This is a genomic window from Mixta tenebrionis (assembly GCF_006517625.1).
Lineage (GTDB): Bacteria > Pseudomonadota > Gammaproteobacteria > Enterobacterales > Enterobacteriaceae > Mixta > Mixta tenebrionis.
In genome coordinates, this window is record NZ_VHQI01000001.1 from 29,670 (window position 1) to 48,583 (window position 18,914).

Below are 18,914 nucleotides of genomic sequence, written 5' to 3' on the forward strand. Positions count from 1 at the left end.
TCTCAGGGCAAGGCCACGCCCAGCAGACGCGTACCGATCAGCCATAAAAGCAGCGGCGGCGGCAGCGAAAGGCATAACAACACCATCCAACGCCGCTGGCCCATTATCAGCTGTAGCTGCAGCAGCAGCGCAATTCCGGCAACGGTAAAGCCGAAAAACGCATAAAGTATGCCGTAGCTGATGATGGCTGCCTGCACCGCTGCGGCTCGCCGCCAACCGGCAGAAGCTGAGGGAACCGCCGCCCGTTTACGCCAGCTTTTGATAAGCAGTATCAGCGACGCCAGCGCGATGATACCGGCACAGGCGCTGGGTAATAGCGCCGGAGAAAAGCCCGCATCGCCCGCGCCAGGATTACGTTGCTGGCTGACGAAGAGCGTAAACAGGGCAAACAGCAGCAAAAAAGTATAAATCACAGCTGCCATCCGCTCTTTCATAGGCTATTGCAACGCATCAAGCATGATACGCATTTCCGCCCGCTGCTGTTCGATAAGCGCGTCAGCCGCTGCCAACAGCCGGAAATCGATATTCATCATCAGCTTATCTTCAATCAGCGCTCGTATGAATTCATCAGCCATGGTTTCCTGTAAAGCTCCGGCCAGCCGCTCCGCTATCGGCGACGGCGTATTGCGCGGCAGCAGGGTAATAAAGAAGGTGTTAAGCGCGATATTCCAGCCCTGTTCCTGCAGTGTGGGAACCTCAGGAGCAACGGATTGACGCCGATCGGCAAGCGACGCCAGCACCTTTATTTTTCCCGCGCTGACATATTGAGTATGCATGGTGGCGCTGTAGGCGAAGTCAACATGACCGCCCAGCAGCCGGGGGATCATTTCGCCGCCGCCTTTCGTGGGCATGACGGCAATTTTGCTGTCCGTTTGGCGGGCGAGCCAGTTTACAATCAGCCGATCGACCGGACCTTGCGAAGCGAACAGCAGCTTTTGTCGGCTGGCGCGCGCTACGGCCAGCATCTCCGCGACAGAATTCCACGGCGCGTCGCCTCTGGCAATCAGCGCGTCCGGCGCGCGATAAAGCGTCGCCAGCAGGGTGAAATCGCTTTTTTGATAATGCTGCGTCACCAGCGGTTGATAGCTCAGCGTCCAGGAGGGCACCAGCGCCAGAGTATAGCCATCCGGCGCGGCGTTTTTCAGCGCCATCATCGCCATCAGCCCGCCGCCGCCCGGCCGATTGCTTACCAGCACCGGCTGCCCCAGACGCGGCGCCAGCCGTTCAGCTAACGCTCTGGCGACAATATCCATTCCGCCGCCGGCGGCGGCGCCCACCTCTATTTTTACCGGCGCGCCGGGAAACGCCGCGCCGACGAGCGGGGAGGCGGTGGTTAACAGCAGCAGTATCGCCAGCCATAACCATTTTTTCATGCCTCTGACTCCGGCGCCGCCTCCAGCTGCTGGGTAAAGTAATCAAAGGCTTCCAGCGCTGAGGCTGCATAGGTCAGAACAAGCGCGCCGTTCATGCTGACGCAGATCCCGGAGACTTCCGCGATCTCCTGTCGGCTGGTGCCGCATTCGGCCAGCAGCCGCGCATGGCGGGAAATGCAGGGATCGCAGCGGTTGGAAACCGCAATGCCCAGCGCGATCAGCAGCTTGGTTTTGCGGGCAAGAGCGCCATCTTCTTTGGCCGCTTTCGCCATATTCTGGAAATTTGATAAAACGTCAGGAAGCTCTTCTTCCAGCATATCCGCGCACTGAGAGACGCTGGCGTCAAACTGATGATAATCCTTCATCATTTTATTCACCGAAATAGTTGAGGGGAGGAGAGACGACGTTGAGGCGCGCCATCCGGTCGTCAGCATATTACCCCGACAGGAAAGAAGGATTTGAGACGGCGGTCGTTTTTTAAGCGTAGCGGCGGCAGCGTATTTTACCCCCGCCGGAGCAGGGGCAGAGAGCGGATTTACTGTTCCAGCGCCGCCGCAAGCAGCGTATTAAGCAGAAGGTTGGCGCCTTTTTCAGACCAGGCGGGCAGAATATTTTCCGCTTCGTTGTGGCTGATGCCCTGCTCGCAGGGAATAAAAATCATGCTGGCCGGGGCGATCGCGTTGAGATAGCAGGTATCATGGCCGGCGCCTGAAACCATCGGACGCCAGGCATAGCCCAGGCCATCCGCCGCCTGCGCCACGCGGGCGATGCAGCCGGCATCAAAAGCAATGGGCGCATAGTTGAAAATTCGTTCGACCTGCGTCTCCAGCCGGCGCGCGCTCAGCGCGTCGATAGCCAGATAAAGCGCCTGCTCCATGCTTTCCAGCGCCGCCGCCTGCGGGTGACGAAACTCCACGCTGCATATCACCCGGCCTGATACCACGTTGCGCGAGTTAGGCGTATTCTGCACCATGCCAACGGTGGCTCTGCCGTCCGGCGCGTGGCGCACTCCAATCTGCTCCACCGCCAGCGCCAGCTGGGCGAAGCCGCTTACGGCATCGCGACGGTTGCTCATCGGCGTGGTGCCCGCATGGGCGGCAAAACCGTTAAGGGTAACGGTATACCAGCGCTGGCCCATCGCCGCCTGAACCACGCCAATATCGATGCCTTCCTCTTCCAGAATCGGTCCCTGTTCAATATGCACTTCATAGCAGGCGTGCAGCGGAAAGGCACGCGCTGGCAGAGCGCCGCGGTAGCCGATTTTTTGTAACGCCGCGCCAACGCTGACGCCCGCGCTATCGGTACGCGAAAGGGCGAACTCCTCGGTAAAATGGCCGGTCCAGACGCCGGACGCCAGCATTGCCGGCGCAAAGCGCGCGCCTTCTTCATTGGTCCAGTTCACCAGCAGGATATCGCGCTCGGTTTCTATCCGCCGTTCATTCAGCGTGCGCAGCGCTTCAAGACCCGCCAGCACGCCGTAAATACCATCGTAGCGTCCGCCCAGCGGCTGCGAATCTACATGCGATCCCGTCAGTACCGGCGCCAGCTGCGGATTTTTCCCCGGACGGCGGATAAACATATTGCCCAGCGTATCCACCTCGTAGTGAAAACCATCCTGTAACGCCCAGTCGCGCAGCCGATCCCGCGCCTGGCGATCCTCCTCGCTCAGCGCCAGGCGCGTAACGCCGCCGGCGGGCGTCGCGCCAATCTGCGCCATCTCTTCCAGCGTTGACCACAGGCGGGCGGCATTAACGGTGATAGCCTCGCTCATGGCTGCTCCTTTTTGACGCGATAGCGGAAATCACAGCAGCGGGCGCCCTGCATAATGGTGGTGGTGCGCGTCAGCTCCACCTCCGGCGCATAGCCGACGATAAACTTATCGTCTCTGGCGCAGGAGAGCAGATGACCGATCTCGCCGAGACCCATTTCGTGATACATCTCGGCATAGCGGCAGCGGGTAACGTCATAGTTATACTGTTGATCGTCGTTATCGATCACCCGAACCTCCAGCGCGTTATCTTTCTCCCACAGGTATTGCAGGGCGACAAAGCTACGCAGATCCGCGCCATCAGGCTCCTGCTGCGCAAACTGCGCGCCGGCATCGATAGCCGCCTGCTCAATAGCTTCGCCGATGATGGCCTGCGCCTGAGTTTTACCCAGCTCGCGCACCATGATCTCATAGATCGGTTTAATAATTTCAGCTTCAATTTTGCGGCGGGCGAGAATGCCCAGCTCGTTATTATTACTCATCACATTGCCTCACTACGGTTATTTCGCGGCACCGCCGCCAAGAACGGTTTGCGGCTGCCATTTACCGTCCACCACTTTATACACGGTGAACGAGGGCGATTGCAGATTGCCTTCTTTATCAAAGGCGATTTGCCCGGTTACGCCGGAATAGCTGATAGCGCGCAGCGCGGGCAGATACTCAGCAGGATCGACGGAGTCAGCTTTTTCCATCGCCGCTACCAGTACGCGGGTAGCGTCATAGGCGAAGGGCGCATGCAGCTCGATATGGGTGTGATAGCGCGACTGGTACGCCTGCTCGAATGCTTTTCCGCCCGGCATCTGATCCACCGGCAGGCCAGGTTCCAGCGCCACCACGCCTTCACCCTCTTTTTGCGCCAGCTGCAGGAAGGTCTGGCTGACGAAGCCGCCCGCGCCCATCAGCGTGGCGTTGATGCCCAGCTGCTTCATGCGGCGCGCCAGCGGTGCCGCCTGGCTGTCAACGCCGCCGAAGAAAATCAGATCGGCATTTTTGCTGCGGATCGAGGTCAACACGGCGCTGAAATCTACGGTTTTCTCATCCACATACTGGCGATCGATGATTTTTACGCCCTGGGCTTCCAGCGACTTAATAAACTCATCGGCCAGCCCCTGCCCGAAGGCGGTGCGATCGTCGATAACCGCGATGCGTTTCGCTTTCAGCGTCTGCAACGCGTACTGTCCCGCCAGCTGGCCGCCGTCATCATCGTGCCCCATAACGCGGAAGCTGGTATCAAAGCCCTGGCGCGTATAGGCGTGACCGGTGGCTACCGGCGCGACCTGGGCGATCCCCGCATCGTGATAAACGCGCGCCGCCGGAATACTGGTGCCGGTGTTCCAGTGCCCAACTACGCCGGCCACCTCGTTATCCACCAGGCGCTGGGCGACGGCAACCGCCGTACGCGGGTCGGACTGATCGTCTTCCGACTGCAGCTTAAAGGTAATGGCTTTGCCGCCAATGACCGGGCGCTGCTTATTTATGTCGTCGATAGCCAGCTGCGCGCCGTTTTCCAGATCCTTGCCGATACGCGCCGACGGCCCGGTTAGCGGTCCGGCAAGGCCGATCAGCACCGTTTCGCTCTTCTGCGCCCAGCCGGGCGCGCTGGCGAAACCGGCGGCGAGAATGGCGGCGTTTAGCACGCTGAGGGTAATTTTTTTCATTATTTGTTCCTGGTGTTGGTTGCTGTCAGGCGGGCATTTCGCCCAGGTAAATTTGCGCAATGCTGTCATCCGCAAGCAGGGCGCGTGAATCGCCGTGATGGACGATGTTGCCGCTGTCCATCACCCAGGCGTTATCGGTTATCTCCAGCGCCAGCCGGGCGTTTTGCTCAATCAGCAGCAGGCCGACGCCGCGATCGCGCAGGGTGGCGATCACCCTGAAAATGTTTTCAACCATCAGCGGCGCCAGCCCCATTGACGGCTCATCCAGAATCAACAGGCGTGGACGACTGAGCAACGCCCGGTTCAGCGCCAGCAGCTGTTGCTCGCCGCCGGAGAGCAGCCCGGCCAGCTGATGCTGCCGCTCGCCAAGGCGTGGGAAGCGGCTAAAGATATCCGCGATTTCGCTTTTAACCGCTGCGCTATCGCGCCGTAGCCAGGCACCCATTTGCAGGTTTTCCATTACCGTCATACGCGCGAAGACGCCGCGTCCTTCCGGCACCATCACCAGTCCGGCGCGCAGCAGATCTTCCGGCTTCTGTTTCGCTACCTGTCGGCCGCGGTAAATAATCTCGCCGCGAAAGGGCTGAAGCCCGGTAATGGCGCGTACCGTAGAGCTTTTTCCGGCGCCGTTGGCGCCAATCAGCGTGGCCTGTTCGCCTTCATGCAGCGCAAACGAGACATCGCGCACGGCCTGAATGCCGCCGTAATGCACCCCCAGCTGATTAACGCGCAGTAGTGGTTCAGACATGTTTTTGTCCTCCAAGCCAGGCCGCAACAACACGGGGATCGCGGCGTACGCTTTCCGGATCGCCGCTGGCCAGCACCTTGCCGTAATCGAGCACCGTTAAGCGATCGCAGATGCCCATCACCAGCTTGACGTCATGCTCAATCATCAGCAGCGTTTTACCGTCATCACGGATGCGCTTTAGCAGATCGCCAAGCGCCGCTTTTTCTGCGGCGTTCATTCCGGCTGCCGGCTCATCCAGCGCCAGCAGCAGCGGATCGGTCGCCAGCGCGCGGGCGATTTCCAGCCGGCGTTGATGGCCATAGGCGAGATCGCAGGCGCGATAGTGAGCAAACTGCGCGATACCGGTATATTCCAGCCAGCGCCAGGCCTGCTCGCGGGTATGCTCCTCTTCCTGGCGAGCGCGCCGATGGCGGACAAGCGCGGCCCAGAGGCCGTTGCGGGTGCGCGCATGACGGCCAACCATGACGTTTTCCAATACCGACATCTCGTTAAACAGCCGCACGTTCTGGAAAGTTCTGGCGATGCCGGCACGGGTCACTTTTTCCACATTGCGCGGTGAATAGGGCGCGTCGTTAAGCAGAAACATGCCGCTGTCCGCCGCATAAAGCCCGGTAATCAGGTTAAAACAGGTGGTTTTTCCGGCGCCGTTTGGCCCGATCAGACCGTAAATCTCTCCGGGGCGAACGGTGAGAGAGACGTTATCAACCGCCTGCACGCCGCCGAAGCGCTTGCTCATCCCGGTAATAGTTAGCAGATTCATGGCTTCGCCTCCGCATGACGCGCAGGCCAGATGCCCGCCGGACGCAGCAGCATAACCAGCACCAGAGCCAGCCCATAAAACAGCTGACGCAGGATTTCCGGATCGATCAGTACGCTGCCGAATAATGCCTGCTGTAGCGGCGCCGCCTGGCTACGCAACAGTTCCGGCAGGGCGGTCAGCAGCACCGCGCCAAGGATCACGCCGGGTATATGGCCCATCCCGCCCAGCACCACCATCGCCAGCACGGCGATCGATTCCTGCAGGGTAAAAGATTCCGGCGAGACAAAGCCCTGAAAAGCAGCGAACAAGGCGCCCGCAACGCCGCCGAAAGAGGCGCCCATGGCAAAGGCGAGCAGTTTATAGTTGCGCACGTTAATTCCCATCGCGCGGGCGACATCCTCGTCTTCGCGAATGGCGTGCCAGGCGCGCCCGATACGCGAGCGTTGCAGGCGCAGGCAGACCACGATAATCACCACAATCATTGCCATCAGCAGGTAGTACCACAGCCACAGCGAGGGAATTTTCATACCAAACCAGTGCTGCGCGCCGCTAAACTTCACGCCAAACAGCGAAACAGTATCCACTCCGGAGATACCTTTCGCGCCGTTGGTAATATTGACGGGACGGTCAAGGTTACGCATCAGAATACGGATGATTTCGCCAAAGCCGAGCGTCACAATCGCCAGGTAGTCGCCGCGTAATTTCAGGGTAGGCGCGCCAAGCAGAATGCCGCAGATCGCGGCAAGCACGGCGGCAGCCGGTATAATCAGCCAGTAGGAAGTATGCAGCCCGTCCGGGAACCAGGCCTGGATCAGCGGAAACGATTCCAGCAGATGCGGCGAGGCCAGCAGCGCCGCCAGATAGGCACCCACGGCGTAAAAGGCGATAAAGCCCATATCCAGCAGGCCGGTAAAGCCCACCACGATATTCAGCCCCAGCGCCAGCATGATATAGAGCAGGGCGAAATCGATCACCCGCACCCAATAATTACCGCCAAGCTGCCCGGCCACGATCGGGGCGATAGCGATAGCGAGAATAAACAGCGCCAGCCCGGACCAGAGACGGTGCGAACGCGGCGCTGCCACAGGTAATGTTGAAGTTGTCATCTTTTTTCCTATGCCCGATGCGCCACGCGCTCGCCAAGAATGCCCGCCGGACGAAATACCAGCACGAGGATCAGCACCATAAAGGCGAAGACATCCTGATAATTGCTGCCGAAGACGCCGTGAGTCAGCTCGCCGAGATAGCCCGCGCCCAGAGATTCAATAATGCCCAGCAGCACGCCGCCCAGCATGGCGCCGCGAATGTTGCCGATACCGCCCAGTACGGCGGCGGTAAATGCTTTAATCCCCGGCAGAAAGCCCATTGAAAAACTGGCGTTGCCGTAGTTGCTGGCCATCATGACGCCCGCCAGCGCCGCAAATATGCCGCCAAGAGCGAAGGTGAGGGTGATGATGCGGTTGGGGCTGACGCCCATCAGGCTGGCGACGCGCGGGTTTTCCGCCACCGCGCGCATACCGCGTCCGAGACGGGTAAACTCCACCAACGCCCACAGACCGAGCATAACGATTAGCGCCAGGCTGATAGTGACAATGCCGGTAACGGTAACGATCGCCGGGGGATGCGCGGCGCTGCCGTGCGTTACGGCAATCGGCTCCATCGACAGGATTTGAGGAAACATCAGCGGATTGCGCGTCCAGACTATCATTGCAACGGTTTGCAGCAGCACGGAAACGCCGATCCCGGAAATCAGCGGCGCGAGACGCGGCGCATTGCGCAGGCGTCGATAGGCAAAACGCTCCACCGCCATCGCCAGCAGCGCACATACCGCCATCGCGAGCGCCAAAGCTATCATCAGCCGTACCAGCGGCGGCAGGCCGGGCGCGCTCTGTTCAAGCCAGTTTAAGCCCGACAGCGTAGTCAGCGCGCCCACCATTAGAATATCGCCGTGGGCAAAGTTAATAATGCGCAGAATGCCATACACCATGGTGTAACCGAGGGCGATCAACGCATAGATGCTGCCCAACATGACGCCATTAATGAGTTGTTGTATTAAGGTGTCCAAAATAAACCCGACAAATTGCTCAATTTGAGCTACCTTCCGACAACTGAATTTAATTGTGAAATACGAAAAAATTATTTCTTATTACCTTTGCGTTTTTAGATAACTGATTGTTTTAGCGTATTTTAAGTTATTCACTCTTTTTCTGGTTATCCCGAAACAGATCATCATATGAGAAAAACAGAACAATCATCCCGGCAGGAAACGGGTGACGCCAGCGCGCTGGCTAACGATCCGCCGCTGCGGGCGGTGCGCGCTTTTGAAGCGGTAGCCCGGCTGGGCAGCGTAACGCTGGCTGCTCAGGAGCTGGCGATTTCGCCTTCGGCGGTAAGCCATCAGCTGCGGGTGCTGGATGATTTCTTGCAGATGCCGTTAACCGAGCGGCACGGGCGCCGGCTGATTCTGAGTCAGCAAGGCAGGGAATATTATCGATCGATCCGCGCCGCCTTTAACGTACTACGCCAGGCGACGGAACACCTGGTTGAGCAGACGCAAAGCCGCCAGGTGACCATCAGTCTGATCCCGCTGTTCGGCATGGGCTGGTTTATTCCACGGCTGCCGGATTTTATGCGGGCAAATCCACACACGGAAATTAACGTGGTTTACGCCAATCATCGCAACTATCTCAGCGATGCATCTGATATGTCGATTCGTTTTGGTAACGGTCAGTGGGCAGGCTATCTCAGCGAGCCGTTGATCTCCGGCAAGATGGTGCCGGTAGCCAGTCGGCAGTTTATTCGTCTGCACGGCCATGTGGATACGCCGGAGCAGCTGTTGCAGATGCCGCTGTTGCATGATGAGGAACGAATGACCTGGAACCAGTGGTTTGTACAGCAGAACGTTCGACGCGCGCCCAGGCGCAGCGGGCCGCTGTTTGAGGATGGTTTGCTGACGCTGGCGGCGGTGCAGGCCGGGTTAGGCTGCGCGCTGATGCGTGAGCCGCTTATCAGGCCTTATCTGGAAAGCGGCGAACTGGTAAAGCTGTTTGATTTACCCATCGACGATGGCCGCGATTACTATCTTTGCGTGCGGCAGGACAGTGAAATGACCGAAGAAGGGAAACGGCTGCAAAGCTGGCTACGGGCGCAGCGGCGAACAGGATAATTTTCCATTGGCGGCGCAGCCCCGAATCATCGGTTTGCGCAGGTGGAGTTTTTCATCAGATGGGGGTGGGGTAAGTATGGTCTGCGAGCGGGATGACGCACTATTCAGATGCCAGACTCAATTTAACATAATATACATTATGCGCACCAATGATGAGCATGGTGAAATCTGACGGGAATTTTGACCTGGCCCTGTCAACTGGCTACTATCGACAGTGATCCAAAATCATCCGTTTGCTTCAAATGAATCTGTCCAGGTATTTTTTAAAATCGCCCAAAGCGCGGTCGTTGATAGTAAACGCCCGGTCGAACTTCCTTGCCTGTTGATATTGTCCGCTATCTCCACTCAGTTTTCAGGCTCGATATGTACCGGAACAGATACCCATCGCTTCAGACTGGCTGATGCTAATCGGCAGATTCACTCATTTTTTCAGGGAAAACTATGTCGTCAGAAGAAAATAAAAACGCCAATATGCAGCAACACGACATCAGTACAAGCGTAAGCGTACTCGGAGCGAGAACGCATAACCTCAGGGACGTTTCTTTTACTTTCCCCCGCAATTCGATGGTGGTGTTTACCGGGATATCCGGCTCGGGTAAATCATCGCTTGCCTTTGACACCCTCTATGCGGAAGCCCAGCGGCGATTTATGGAATCCGTGGCCCCTCACGCGCGACGTCTGATCGAACAGACCTCCGCGCCGGATGTGGACGGCATCGATGGCTTGCCGCCGGCCGTTGCCCTGCAGCAAAGCCGGGCTGGAGCTCAGGAGCGATCTACGGTTGGTAGCCTGACGCGCATTTCTGTCACCTTAAGACTGCTGTTTTCTCGCGCAGGCATTCGCCCTGCCGGGATACCGTTCCTGCCTGCCGAGTCGTTCTCCCCCAATAATCCCCAGGGGGCTTGCCCGACCTGCCAGGGAATGGGAATGGTTCATGAAGTAAAGTCCGATGCACTAGTCCCGGACGGTTCGCTAAGCATTCGCGAAGGCGCTATTGCATCATGGCCGAATGGCTGGCAGGCAAAAAACCTGCGAACTATTCTGGATGCGCTGGGCTACGACATCGATGCGCCGTGGCATACGCTGTCTGAACGGGATCGGGAGTGGATCCTGTTTACCGATGAACAGCCTTCCGTACCAATCTTTATGGGCCTGAATGCGGAGCAGCGCCGGGAAGCGATAGCGACGGGAACCGAACCGGCCTACACAGGAACTTATACCAGTGCGAGAAAGTATCTCCTGCAAAGCTATTCTGGCGGTAAGGAGTCTGTCAAAAAACGTCTTTCACGCTTTATTTCCGTAGCACCCTGTACCGAATGCCATGGCAAAAGACTCAACCAGAATACCCTTTCCGTGACCTTCGCCGGGCATGATATTGCAGAAATGGGTGAGCTGACGATAACACAGTTGAAGACGCTGCTTTTGCCCTTCGCTTATGCTCGCGCTCAGTATCTGCCAAAGGAGGCTGCATTAAGGGAAGCCGTTATTAAAATGACAGCCGATATTTGCGGACGTCTTGAACAGCTTGAAAAACTGGGCCTCGGACATCTGTCTCTCGGACGCCGGAGCACGATGCTGTCATCCGGGGAACTTCAGCGCACCCGTCTTGCGACACAGCTCATTTCCCGCCTCTTCGGCGTGCTGTATGTACTTGACGAACCAGCGGCCGGATTGCACCCGGAAGATGTTCGGGCATTGATTCCGTCTTTGCGCTCCCTTCTGGAAGCAGGCAATTCTCTCGTTATCGTTGAACACAATCTTGACGTTATCGCTGAAGCAGACTGGCTGACAGAAGTTGGGCCAGGGCCGGGCCGTCTGGGAGGCGAGATCGTTTATAACGGTGTACCGTCCGGGCTTGCACAGGTTGCACGATCGCCAACGGCAGGCTATCTGTTTGGTGAGAGCTATACGGGGCTGCGCCGACGCCGGCTTCCGGAACGCTGGCTGAAGCTTGAGCAGGTAACGTGCAATAATATCAACTCACTTGATGTACAGATCCCTCTTGAAAGGATGACCGTTATCACAGGTATCTCCGGTTCGGGTAAATCGACGCTGCTGGCCCGGGTGCTCCCGGTATTGCTTCAGCAGCTCGATAAAACGCCGCAGGATGAGGAAAGCGAAGAAGAAACCAGAGTCCCGGACGTTCAGGGAAAAATCATCGCTGGAGAAAACGCTTTCAGCCGTTTGATCCGTATCGATCAACGCCCCATTGGTCGAACGCCGCGCTCAAACCTGGCGACCTATACTGGTTTTTTTGACGCTGTCCGTAAGCTTTTTGCGGAAACCGATGAGGCGAAAGCACGCGGTTTTGATGCCAGCCGTTTTTCCTTCAATTTACCCGCCGGGAGATGCCCCGTTTGCGAGGGCCAGGGGCAGATTACTATTGAACTGATGTTCATGCCTCAGGCAAGCGCGCCATGTTCTACCTGCTGCGGGCGTCGCTATAACGATGAAACACTTGAGGTTCGCTGGAAGAACAGAACAATAGCTGATGTTCTGGCCCTCAACGTCGACGAAGCCATTACGGTGTTCAGGCGCCATGAAACTATCCAGCGTTCTCTGACAGCATTAGCCTCGCTTGGTCTGGGATATCTGACATTAGGTCAGCCCGCCACGGAGCTGTCAGGAGGAGAATGCCAGCGCATCAAGCTTGCCTGGGAGCTTCAACGGGTGCAGCGGGGTAAGACATTGTACCTCCTTGACGAACCGTCGACGGGACTGCATCCTGCAGATATGGATAAGCTGATGCGGGTGCTGGACAGGCTTGTGCAACGTGGGGATACCGTAGTCATGGCGGAGCACGATATGCGCATCGCCTCGGAAGCCGACTGGATCCTCGATCTTGGGCCTGGCTCAGGAGAAAACGGCGGACATATCGTTGCGGCAGGTACACCAGAGGAAGTGAGCCACTCGCAAAACAGCGTTACCGCGCCCTATTTATCGTCCAGGCTAAAAAAACGGATTGGCGATCCTGAAGAGTAATCTAAGTCAGGGTTTTGTTTAACAAAATTTATCACAGATATATCAGCCCCAGCTTTTTGATTGATCGTTAACCGCACATCAGGAGCTTGTCCAGCTAAATCGACGTAAATTAAATAGAGAGCGCCTGAAAGGCTTTCAGCAACGCATCCACCTTTGGCAGCAGCTGCTTTTTACGTGGCCAGATCAGCCAGAGCGGCAGCCCGTCCAGCGCCAGCTGCGGCAGAATAATTTTCACCCTGCCCGCCTGCTGCGCCTCGTCAATCAGCCAGGTTGCCATCTGCGCAATTCCTAAACCTGCGCTGACCGCGCTTAACTGTGCCTCGCTGTCGCCAAAAGCCAAACCCTGCGTCACCGTACGGCTGGCAATGCTGCCGTCCGCGGCTAAAAAACGCCAGGGCGTGGTAGTACCATCAACGCGCTCATAGGCGATGGCCCGATGCTGCTGTAGCTCATCCAGATTCTGCGGCGTACCCTGGCGCTGTAGATAATCGGGCGAGGCGCAAAAAACCAGCTGCTCTCTGCCCAGATAACGAACGCCCAGCGAGGCGGGATAATCTGCCGGCCCGCCGATACGTACCGCAACGTCGATACCTTCATCAAACAGATCTACAAAGCGATCGGCAAAGGTCATATTGATTTGCAGTTCGGGATAGCTGAGGCAAAAACGATTCACCAGCGGCATAACGTGCGTACGGCCAAAAGTCATCGGCACCGCCACGCGCAGTCGCCCTACCGCCCGGGTGCGCTGCGCCGCCAGCACCATCTCCGCCTCGCTCAGCTCATTCACCACGCGCTGACAGGTCTGGTAATAGGCTTCTCCGGCATCGGTCAGCTTCAGGCTGCGCGTGGTGCGTTCAAACAGCTGCGAGCCCAGCCGCTCCTCCAGTCGGGCTATGCTTTTACTGATAGCCGAGCTGGTCAGATTTAAACGCTCAGCCGCAGCGCTAAAGTTACCCGCCTCCACCGTTGCAACAAACGGCATAATGCCTTTCAGCAGATCGTTTCCCGCCATATTAATGAATCCAGCTCCAAAATCTTGTGAATTTATACCAGAGCTGGGAAATAAATTCCGCACTATGCTTATCAGCACGAGCAAAAAGGAGGCGTAATGAGCAAAACAGCATTAATCGTAGGCGTTAGCGGCGTCGTCGGCAGCGCGCTGGCGGAAAAACTTCAGGCGGATGGCCGGCAGGTATCCGGCTTATCACGTGGCCGTGCGCCGGTACCGCAGGGATGTCATTCCCTGACCGCTGACTTAACCTCGGCGCAATCAGTAAAGGATGCGCTGGGTAATTTAAGGTTCGACAGCATTTTTTTCAGCGTCTGGGCGCGTCAGGCGAATGAAAAAGAAAACATTCGAGTTAACGGCGCAATGGTGCGTAACGTGCTGGAAGCGCTGGGCGATCGACTGCAAGGCAGCCACGTGGCGCTGGTAACCGGCCTGAAACACTATCTTGGCCCGTTTGATGCCTATGGCAAAGGCAGCGTACCGATGACGCCGTTCCGTGAAGAACAGGGGCGTCAGCCGGTAGATAACTTCTATTATGCGCAGGAAGATGAAGTGTTCGCCGCGGCGGAAAAATATGGCTGTACCTGGAGCGTGCATCGTCCGCACACCATTATCGGTTACGCGCTGGGCAATGCGATGAATATGGGTCAGACGCTGGCGGTATATGCCACGCTGTGCAAGGAAACCGGCCAGCCGTTTGTCTTCCCCGGTTCGGAAGCGCAGTGGAACGGCGTTACCGATATGACCGATGCCGGCCTGCTGGCGGAACAGCTGGAATGGGCCGCGACATCGCCTGCCGCGAAAAACGAAGATTTTAACGTGGTAAACGGCGATGTTTTCCGCTGGAAATGGATGTGGCAACAGATCGCCGACTATTTCGGCATTGAGGCGGCGCCGTTTCCTGGCGAAATGCAGCCGCTGGAAGGCCGTATGCTCGACGCTGAAGATCGCTGGCGGGAAATTGCGGAAAAATATCAGCTGCGCGAGGCGGATGTTTCCCGTCTGGCTTCCTGGTGGCATACCGATGCCGACCTGGGGCGGCCGATGGAAGTATTTACCGATATGAGTAAGAGCCGCAACGCTGGCTTTACCGGTTACCGCTCGACGCGCGAAGCCTTCTTCTCGCTGTTCGACAAGCTGAAAGCAAACCGAATTATTCCTGAATGATGCGTTACGCCGTCACGCCAGCTGCGCTGACGGCGTTCTTTTTCTCCCGCCCACGCTTTTTGCTTCCAGCCGTTGACGAGACGGCAACAACCACCGATGATGCTGCGCCATTAGCTAACGTAACGGAGCGGAACGTGGTGGCCAGGCTCAGCAACGCTTTACTGGAAGAGATTCTACATCAGGTGCGTCCTCTGACGCGCCAGGGGAAAGTCGCCGACTATATTCCGGCGCTGGCGCAGGTATCGCCCGATTATCTCGGCATCGCCGTTATCACCCATGACGGCAGCGTTTATCAGGCCGGTGATGCCGATGTGCGCTTCTCGATCCAGTCGATCTCTAAGGTGCTGTCGCTGACCCTGGCGCAAACGCGCTATCAGGAACAGGAAATCTGGCAGCGCGTCGGCAAAGAACCCTCAGGCCAACCGTTTAATTCGCTGGTGCAGCTGGAGATCGAACGCGGCAAGCCGCGTAATCCCTTTATCAATGCGGGTGCGTTGGTGGTATGCGATATGCTGGAAACCCGGCTAACCGCGCCGCGTCAGCGCATGCTTGAGGTGGTGCGCCAGCTCTGCGGCGAGCCGGGCATCAATTACGATCGTCACGTGGCGCGCTCGGAGTTTGAACACTCCGCCCGTAACGCCGCTATTGCCTGGCTGATGAAGTCCTTTGGCAATTTTGAGAATGATGTGCCTGGCGTGCTGCAAACCTACTTTCACTACTGCTCTTTATCGATGAGCTGCCTGGAGCTGGCGCGCTGTTTCTTTTATCTGGCTAACCAGGGCACGCCGTTTGGCGATGCGCCGCCGGTGCTGACTCCGCGTCAGACGCGTCAAATCAATGCCCTGCTGATCACCAGCGGCATGTATGACGGCGCCGGCGAGTTTGCCTGGCGCGTCGGCATGCCAGGGAAATCGGGCGTTGGCGGCGGTATTATCGCCGCCATTCCCGGAGAGATGTCGATTGCGGTGTGGTCGCCTGGGCTTGATGCCTCTGGCAATTCGCTGGCGGGCACCGCCGCGCTGGAGCTACTTTCCGAGCGGCTCGGCTGTTCAATATTTTAAGCCGGATATCCATTCCGGCCTCCTTCTCAGTGATAAAGCGCTTTAATCGCCAGCCGCGTTGCCGCAGCCAGTACCGCTTTATTATTCGCTGCATCCGGCTGCGGCTGGGTAAAATAGATCGCCAGAATTTTCGGCGCGCCCTTTATCGGCCAGAGAATCGCGATGTCATTGGTCGAGCCATAGGCACCAGCTCCGGTTTTATCGCCAACCCGCCAGCCTGCGGGAACGCCTGCGCGAATACTTTCAGCGCCGGTGGCGCTCTGTTGTAGCCAGGAGATAAGCTGCTGGCGTTGGGCGGTCGGCAAGGCCGTTCCCAGCGTCAGCTTATACAGGTTTTCCGCCATCGCCGCAGGCGTGGTGGTATCACGCTTATCGCCCGGCACCGCGCTGTTAAGTTCCGGCTCCTGGCGATTAAGCTGCGTGACGCTGTCACCTAAATAACGGGCGTAGCGGGTTATGCCCTGCGGTCCGCCGACCTCCTTTAACAGGTAATTCGCCGCCAGGTTATCGCTATATTCAATTGCCGCGGCGCAAAGGGCGGCCACGCTCATTTTTTTACCAAAATAACTGCCGGTCACCGGCGTCCATGGCACCCGGTCCGCCTCTTCTATCGCAATTTTTTTCTCCAGCAGATGCGGCTGGCTGACATTTTGATGCAGAATGGCCGCCACCGCCAGCGTCTTAAAGGTGCTGGTCATCGGGAAACGCTCATCAGCCCGATAACCATAATGTGAAGCGCCCGCATCAATCCAGGCTACGCCAAGCCTGCCGCCGGCGCTTTTTTCCAGTGCAGCGAGCTGCTGCGTCAGCGCCGCCTCGTCAGCCTGTACGGCGGCAGAAAGCAGCATAAGCGCGGCGGCAAACAGAGAACGGCGCCATAACAACGTATTACACATCTTTGAACCCTTCTGACAGACGCAAAAAAGGGCATCGCTACCCTTTTGAATTAAGTTGAGAAAAATTACTGCGCTTCTTTCAGGCCACGGTTTATCAGCATCGGCTCAATCTGCGGCTCCTGGCCGCGCCAGTCATGGTAAAGCTGTTTCAGATCGCCGCTGTTGCCGCGCGACAGCACCATATCGCGGAAGCGCTGACCATTTTCACGCGTCAGGCCGCCATGCTCCTTAAACCACTCGAAGCCATCATCCGCCAGCATTTCGGTCCACAGATAGGCGTAATAGCCCGCAGCATAGCCGTTACCCCAGATATGCTGGAAATAGCTGGAACGGTAGCGCGGCGGTACTTCAGGCAGGTTGATCTTATCCTGCGCCAGGGAGTGCTGTTCGAACTGGTCCACGTCCTGCTGCGGCGCATCGGCGCTCAGGCTGTGCCAGTGCATATCCAGCAGCGCCGCCGCCAGCAGTTCAGTCATGTCGTAGCCTTTATTAAACTTGTCCGCCTTGAGAATTTTTTCGTGCAGCGCCTGCGGCATCGGCTCGCCGGTCTGGTAATGACGGGCGAAATGTTTAAACACCTTCTCATCGCTGGCCCAGTGCTCATTGAACTGTGACGGGAACTCGACGAAATCACGCGGCGTGGCGGTGCCGGACAGGCTCGGATATTGCTGATCGGCAAACATGCCATGCAGCGCATGACCAAACTCGTGGAACATAGTGACGACATCATCCCACGAGAGCAGCGCAGGCTGCCCCGCCGCCGGTTTGCTGAAGTTAGCCACGTTATAGATAACTGGCCTGGTGCCCAGCAGTCTGGACTGATCGACGAAATTACTCATCCAGGCGCCGCCGCCCTTGTTGTCGCGCTTAAAGAAGTCGGTATAGAACAGCGCCAGCGATGCGCCATCCTGATCAAAAACCTCATACACGCGCACGTCAGGTTGATAAACCGGCAGATCTTTACGCTGTTTAAAGGTCAGGCCGTACAGCTGGTTGGCCGCGTAAAACACGCCGTTTTCCAGCACATTATTTAGCTCGAAGTATGGCCGGATTTGCGTTTCGTCGAGATCGTATTTGGCACGGCGCACCTGTTCGGCATAGTGCGCCCAGTCCCAGGGCGCCAGCTTAAAGCCGCCCTGCTGCCGATCGATGGCGGTCTGGATATCCGCCGCCTCACGCGTGGCGCGCGCGGTAGCCGCCGGCACGATATTACGCATAAAGGTTAACGCCGCCTGCGGCGTTTTCGCCATTTGATCCTGAAGCTTCCACTCCGCATAGCTGTTAAAGCCCAGCAGCTTCGCCTGCTGCGCCCGTACTGCGGCAAGGCGCGCAATCAGCTGGCGAGTATCGTTATCGTCGCCCTTTTCCGCCCGCTGCCATGAGGCCTTAAACAGCGCCTCGCGGGTGGCGCGCTGGGTTAAATCCTGCAGCGCCGGCTGCTGTGTAGTGTTTTGCAGCGTCAGCAGCCACTGATTTTTCAGGCCGCGCGCCTCAGCAGCCTCAGCCGCCGCGGCGATTTCACCATCGCTGAGTCCGGCCAGCGCTGTTTTATCCGTTACCGCCAGCCCGCCCGCTTTGGTCGCCGCCAGTAACCGGTTGGTAAAGCGGGTGCTGAGCGTCGCCGCTTCCTGATTTAGCGCCTTCAGCTCCGCTTTCTGCGCATCGCTCAGGCTGGCGCCCGCCAGCTGGAAAGCCTGCCAGGTAACCTCAACCAGGCGGCGCGATTCCGCATCCAGATTTAACTGTTCGCGCTGTTGATAAACGCGATCGAGGCGCGCAAACAGTTTGCTGTTGAGATAGATTTCATCATCGAGCGCCGCCAGCTCAGGCGCGGTCTCTTCATCAATTTTTTGCAGTCGATCGTTAGTATTGGCGGAGGTCATGGCGCTAAATACGTTCATTACGCGCCTCAACAGCGCCCCGCTGCGCTCCAGCGCTACATAGGTGTTCTCAAAGGTCGGCGGCTGTGTCTCATCGGCAATACGCGCCACCTCCTGCTGTTTTTCAGCGATGCCGGCCATAATGGCGGGCAGATAATCGCTGTCTTTAATGCGGTCAAACGGCGGCGCCTGAAACGGCAGCGTGCTGGCCTGGCTGAAGGGATTCTGTTGCTCGACGGACATATTCTTCTCCCGATCGTGATTTGTCGTCGCATCGGCAGCCTGTGCGTTACCGCTCAGGGCCAGTCCGACGGCGAAAAATAGCACCGATAACCGCATATCCTTACTCTCCTGTTCCTTATCTGTAAAGAGCGAATCATAGGTGGAGTCAACCACCTATGCCACCGTTACGCACCGCCTGAAACAGCTTGCAGACTGAGCTGAAA

At 57.6% G+C, this 18,914-nt stretch carries 17 protein-coding genes; 4 read left to right on the top strand and 13 right to left on the bottom strand.

Translation table 11 applies throughout. The features are described 5' to 3' along the window. Positions 1–2: 2 nt before the first annotated feature. The 10 genes from FKM52_RS00105 to FKM52_RS00150 all read right to left on the bottom strand — a co-directional run bounded on the left by FKM52_RS00105 (position 3) and on the right by FKM52_RS00150 (position 8,372). On the bottom strand, positions 3–413 hold the full coding sequence (locus FKM52_RS00105; RefSeq protein WP_181407868.1) for a tripartite tricarboxylate transporter TctB family protein: 411 nt from the start codon (positions 411–413) through the stop codon (positions 3–5). Between the two features lie 24 nt (positions 414–437). Beyond that, positions 438–1,373 (bottom strand): tripartite tricarboxylate transporter substrate binding protein, encoded by a 936-nt coding sequence (locus FKM52_RS00110; protein WP_141174177.1) that lies wholly within the window; start codon positions 1,371–1,373, stop codon positions 438–440. After that, positions 1,370–1,741, bottom strand: a complete 372-nt coding sequence (locus FKM52_RS00115) for a carboxymuconolactone decarboxylase family protein (protein ID WP_244316938.1) — start codon at positions 1,739–1,741, stop codon at positions 1,370–1,372. The genes FKM52_RS00110 and FKM52_RS00115 overlap by 4 nt, the downstream gene beginning before the upstream one ends. Before the next feature lie 167 nt (positions 1,742–1,908). Continuing rightward, positions 1,909–3,144 carry a M20 family metallo-hydrolase gene (locus tag FKM52_RS00120; protein ID WP_141174178.1) on the bottom strand — a complete coding sequence of 412 codons (1,236 nt, stop codon included), beginning with the start codon at positions 3,142–3,144 and terminating at the stop codon, positions 1,909–1,911. Continuing rightward, positions 3,141–3,623: an L-2-amino-thiazoline-4-carboxylic acid hydrolase gene (locus tag FKM52_RS00125; RefSeq protein ID WP_141174179.1), complete on the bottom strand. Its 483-nt coding sequence runs from the start codon at positions 3,621–3,623 to the stop codon at positions 3,141–3,143. The genes FKM52_RS00120 and FKM52_RS00125 overlap by 4 nt, the downstream gene beginning before the upstream one ends. 18 nt (positions 3,624–3,641) lie before the next feature. Beyond that, positions 3,642–4,799, bottom strand: a complete 1,158-nt coding sequence (locus FKM52_RS00130) for a branched-chain amino acid ABC transporter substrate-binding protein (protein WP_141174180.1) — start codon at positions 4,797–4,799, stop codon at positions 3,642–3,644. Positions 4,800–4,824: 25 nt separating this feature from the next. Beyond that, on the bottom strand, positions 4,825–5,547 hold the full coding sequence (locus FKM52_RS00135; RefSeq protein WP_141174181.1) for an ABC transporter ATP-binding protein: 723 nt from the start codon (positions 5,545–5,547) through the stop codon (positions 4,825–4,827). Further along, positions 5,540–6,307 carry an ABC transporter ATP-binding protein gene (locus FKM52_RS00140; RefSeq protein WP_141174182.1) on the bottom strand — a complete coding sequence of 256 codons (768 nt, stop codon included), beginning with the start codon at positions 6,305–6,307 and terminating at the stop codon, positions 5,540–5,542. Before FKM52_RS00140 ends, FKM52_RS00135 begins: the two co-directional genes overlap by 8 nt. Beyond that, positions 6,304–7,413, bottom strand: a complete 1,110-nt coding sequence (locus FKM52_RS00145; RefSeq protein ID WP_141174183.1) for a branched-chain amino acid ABC transporter permease — start codon at positions 7,411–7,413, stop codon at positions 6,304–6,306. The genes FKM52_RS00140 and FKM52_RS00145 overlap by 4 nt, the downstream gene beginning before the upstream one ends. 8 nt (positions 7,414–7,421) lie before the next feature. After that, on the bottom strand, positions 7,422–8,372 hold the full coding sequence (locus FKM52_RS00150; protein WP_141174184.1) for a branched-chain amino acid ABC transporter permease: 951 nt from the start codon (positions 8,370–8,372) through the stop codon (positions 7,422–7,424). 168 nt (positions 8,373–8,540) lie between these two features. Between FKM52_RS00150 and FKM52_RS00155 the strand changes: the two genes are divergently transcribed. Beyond that, positions 8,541–9,473 (top strand): LysR substrate-binding domain-containing protein, encoded by a 933-nt coding sequence (locus tag FKM52_RS00155; protein ID WP_141174185.1) that lies wholly within the window; start codon positions 8,541–8,543, stop codon positions 9,471–9,473. A 441-nt stretch (positions 9,474–9,914) separates the two neighbouring features. After that, positions 9,915–12,455 carry an excinuclease ABC subunit UvrA gene (locus FKM52_RS00160; RefSeq protein ID WP_141174186.1) on the top strand — a complete coding sequence of 847 codons (2,541 nt, stop codon included), beginning with the start codon at positions 9,915–9,917 and terminating at the stop codon, positions 12,453–12,455. Positions 12,456–12,564: 109 nt separating this feature from the next. Here the strand turns inward: FKM52_RS00160 and FKM52_RS00165 are convergent, their stop codons facing one another. Beyond that, positions 12,565–13,467 carry a LysR family transcriptional regulator gene (locus FKM52_RS00165; protein WP_141174187.1) on the bottom strand — a complete coding sequence of 301 codons (903 nt, stop codon included), beginning with the start codon at positions 13,465–13,467 and terminating at the stop codon, positions 12,565–12,567. Between the two features lie 96 nt (positions 13,468–13,563). On the opposite strand from FKM52_RS00165, the gene FKM52_RS00170 reads away from it, so the two are divergent. Beyond that, positions 13,564–14,631, top strand: a complete 1,068-nt coding sequence (locus tag FKM52_RS00170) for an SDR family oxidoreductase (RefSeq protein ID WP_141174188.1) — start codon at positions 13,564–13,566, stop codon at positions 14,629–14,631. 137 nt (positions 14,632–14,768) lie between these two features. Then, positions 14,769–15,692, top strand: coding sequence for a glutaminase B (gene glsB, locus FKM52_RS00175; RefSeq protein ID WP_377090034.1), 924 nt, complete (start codon positions 14,769–14,771; stop codon positions 15,690–15,692). A 26-nt stretch (positions 15,693–15,718) separates the two neighbouring features. Here glsB and bla read toward each other — a convergent pair whose 3' ends face one another. Both bla and dcp read right to left on the bottom strand, forming a co-directional pair. Beyond that, positions 15,719–16,588, bottom strand: coding sequence for a class A beta-lactamase (gene bla / locus FKM52_RS00180; RefSeq protein ID WP_141174189.1), 870 nt, complete (start codon positions 16,586–16,588; stop codon positions 15,719–15,721). Between the two features lie 65 nt (positions 16,589–16,653). Then, positions 16,654–18,807: a peptidyl-dipeptidase Dcp gene (dcp, locus tag FKM52_RS00185; protein WP_141174190.1), complete on the bottom strand. Its 2,154-nt coding sequence runs from the start codon at positions 18,805–18,807 to the stop codon at positions 16,654–16,656. Positions 18,808–18,914: the final 107 nt, after the last annotated feature.

Excerpts from the sequence above, each read along its gene's own strand:
- FKM52_RS00170 (WP_141174188.1), top strand. The coding sequence starts at position 13,564 with ATGAGCAAAACAGCATTAATCGTAGGCGTTAGCGGCGTCGTCGGCAGC.
- dcp (WP_141174190.1), bottom strand. The coding sequence starts at position 18,807 with ATGCGGTTATCGGTGCTATTTTTCGCCGTCGGACTGGCCCTGAGCGGT.
- FKM52_RS00145 (WP_141174183.1), bottom strand. The coding sequence starts at position 7,413 with ATGACAACTTCAACATTACCTGTGGCAGCGCCGCGTTCGCACCGTCTC.
- FKM52_RS00160 (WP_141174186.1), top strand. The coding sequence starts at position 9,915 with ATGTCGTCAGAAGAAAATAAAAACGCCAATATGCAGCAACACGACATC.
- FKM52_RS00155 (WP_141174185.1), top strand. The coding sequence starts at position 8,541 with ATGAGAAAAACAGAACAATCATCCCGGCAGGAAACGGGTGACGCCAGC.
- FKM52_RS00120 (WP_141174178.1), bottom strand. The coding sequence starts at position 3,144 with ATGAGCGAGGCTATCACCGTTAATGCCGCCCGCCTGTGGTCAACGCTG.
- FKM52_RS00140 (WP_141174182.1), bottom strand. The coding sequence starts at position 6,307 with ATGAATCTGCTAACTATTACCGGGATGAGCAAGCGCTTCGGCGGCGTG.
- bla (WP_141174189.1), bottom strand. The coding sequence starts at position 16,588 with ATGTGTAATACGTTGTTATGGCGCCGTTCTCTGTTTGCCGCCGCGCTT.
- FKM52_RS00115 (WP_244316938.1), bottom strand. The coding sequence starts at position 1,741 with ATGATGAAGGATTATCATCAGTTTGACGCCAGCGTCTCTCAGTGCGCG.
- FKM52_RS00130 (WP_141174180.1), bottom strand. The coding sequence starts at position 4,799 with ATGAAAAAAATTACCCTCAGCGTGCTAAACGCCGCCATTCTCGCCGCC.
- FKM52_RS00135 (WP_141174181.1), bottom strand. The coding sequence starts at position 5,547 with ATGTCTGAACCACTACTGCGCGTTAATCAGCTGGGGGTGCATTACGGC.
- FKM52_RS00165 (WP_141174187.1), bottom strand. The coding sequence starts at position 13,467 with ATGGCGGGAAACGATCTGCTGAAAGGCATTATGCCGTTTGTTGCAACG.
- FKM52_RS00125 (WP_141174179.1), bottom strand. The coding sequence starts at position 3,623 with ATGAGTAATAATAACGAGCTGGGCATTCTCGCCCGCCGCAAAATTGAA.
- FKM52_RS00110 (WP_141174177.1), bottom strand. The coding sequence starts at position 1,373 with ATGAAAAAATGGTTATGGCTGGCGATACTGCTGCTGTTAACCACCGCC.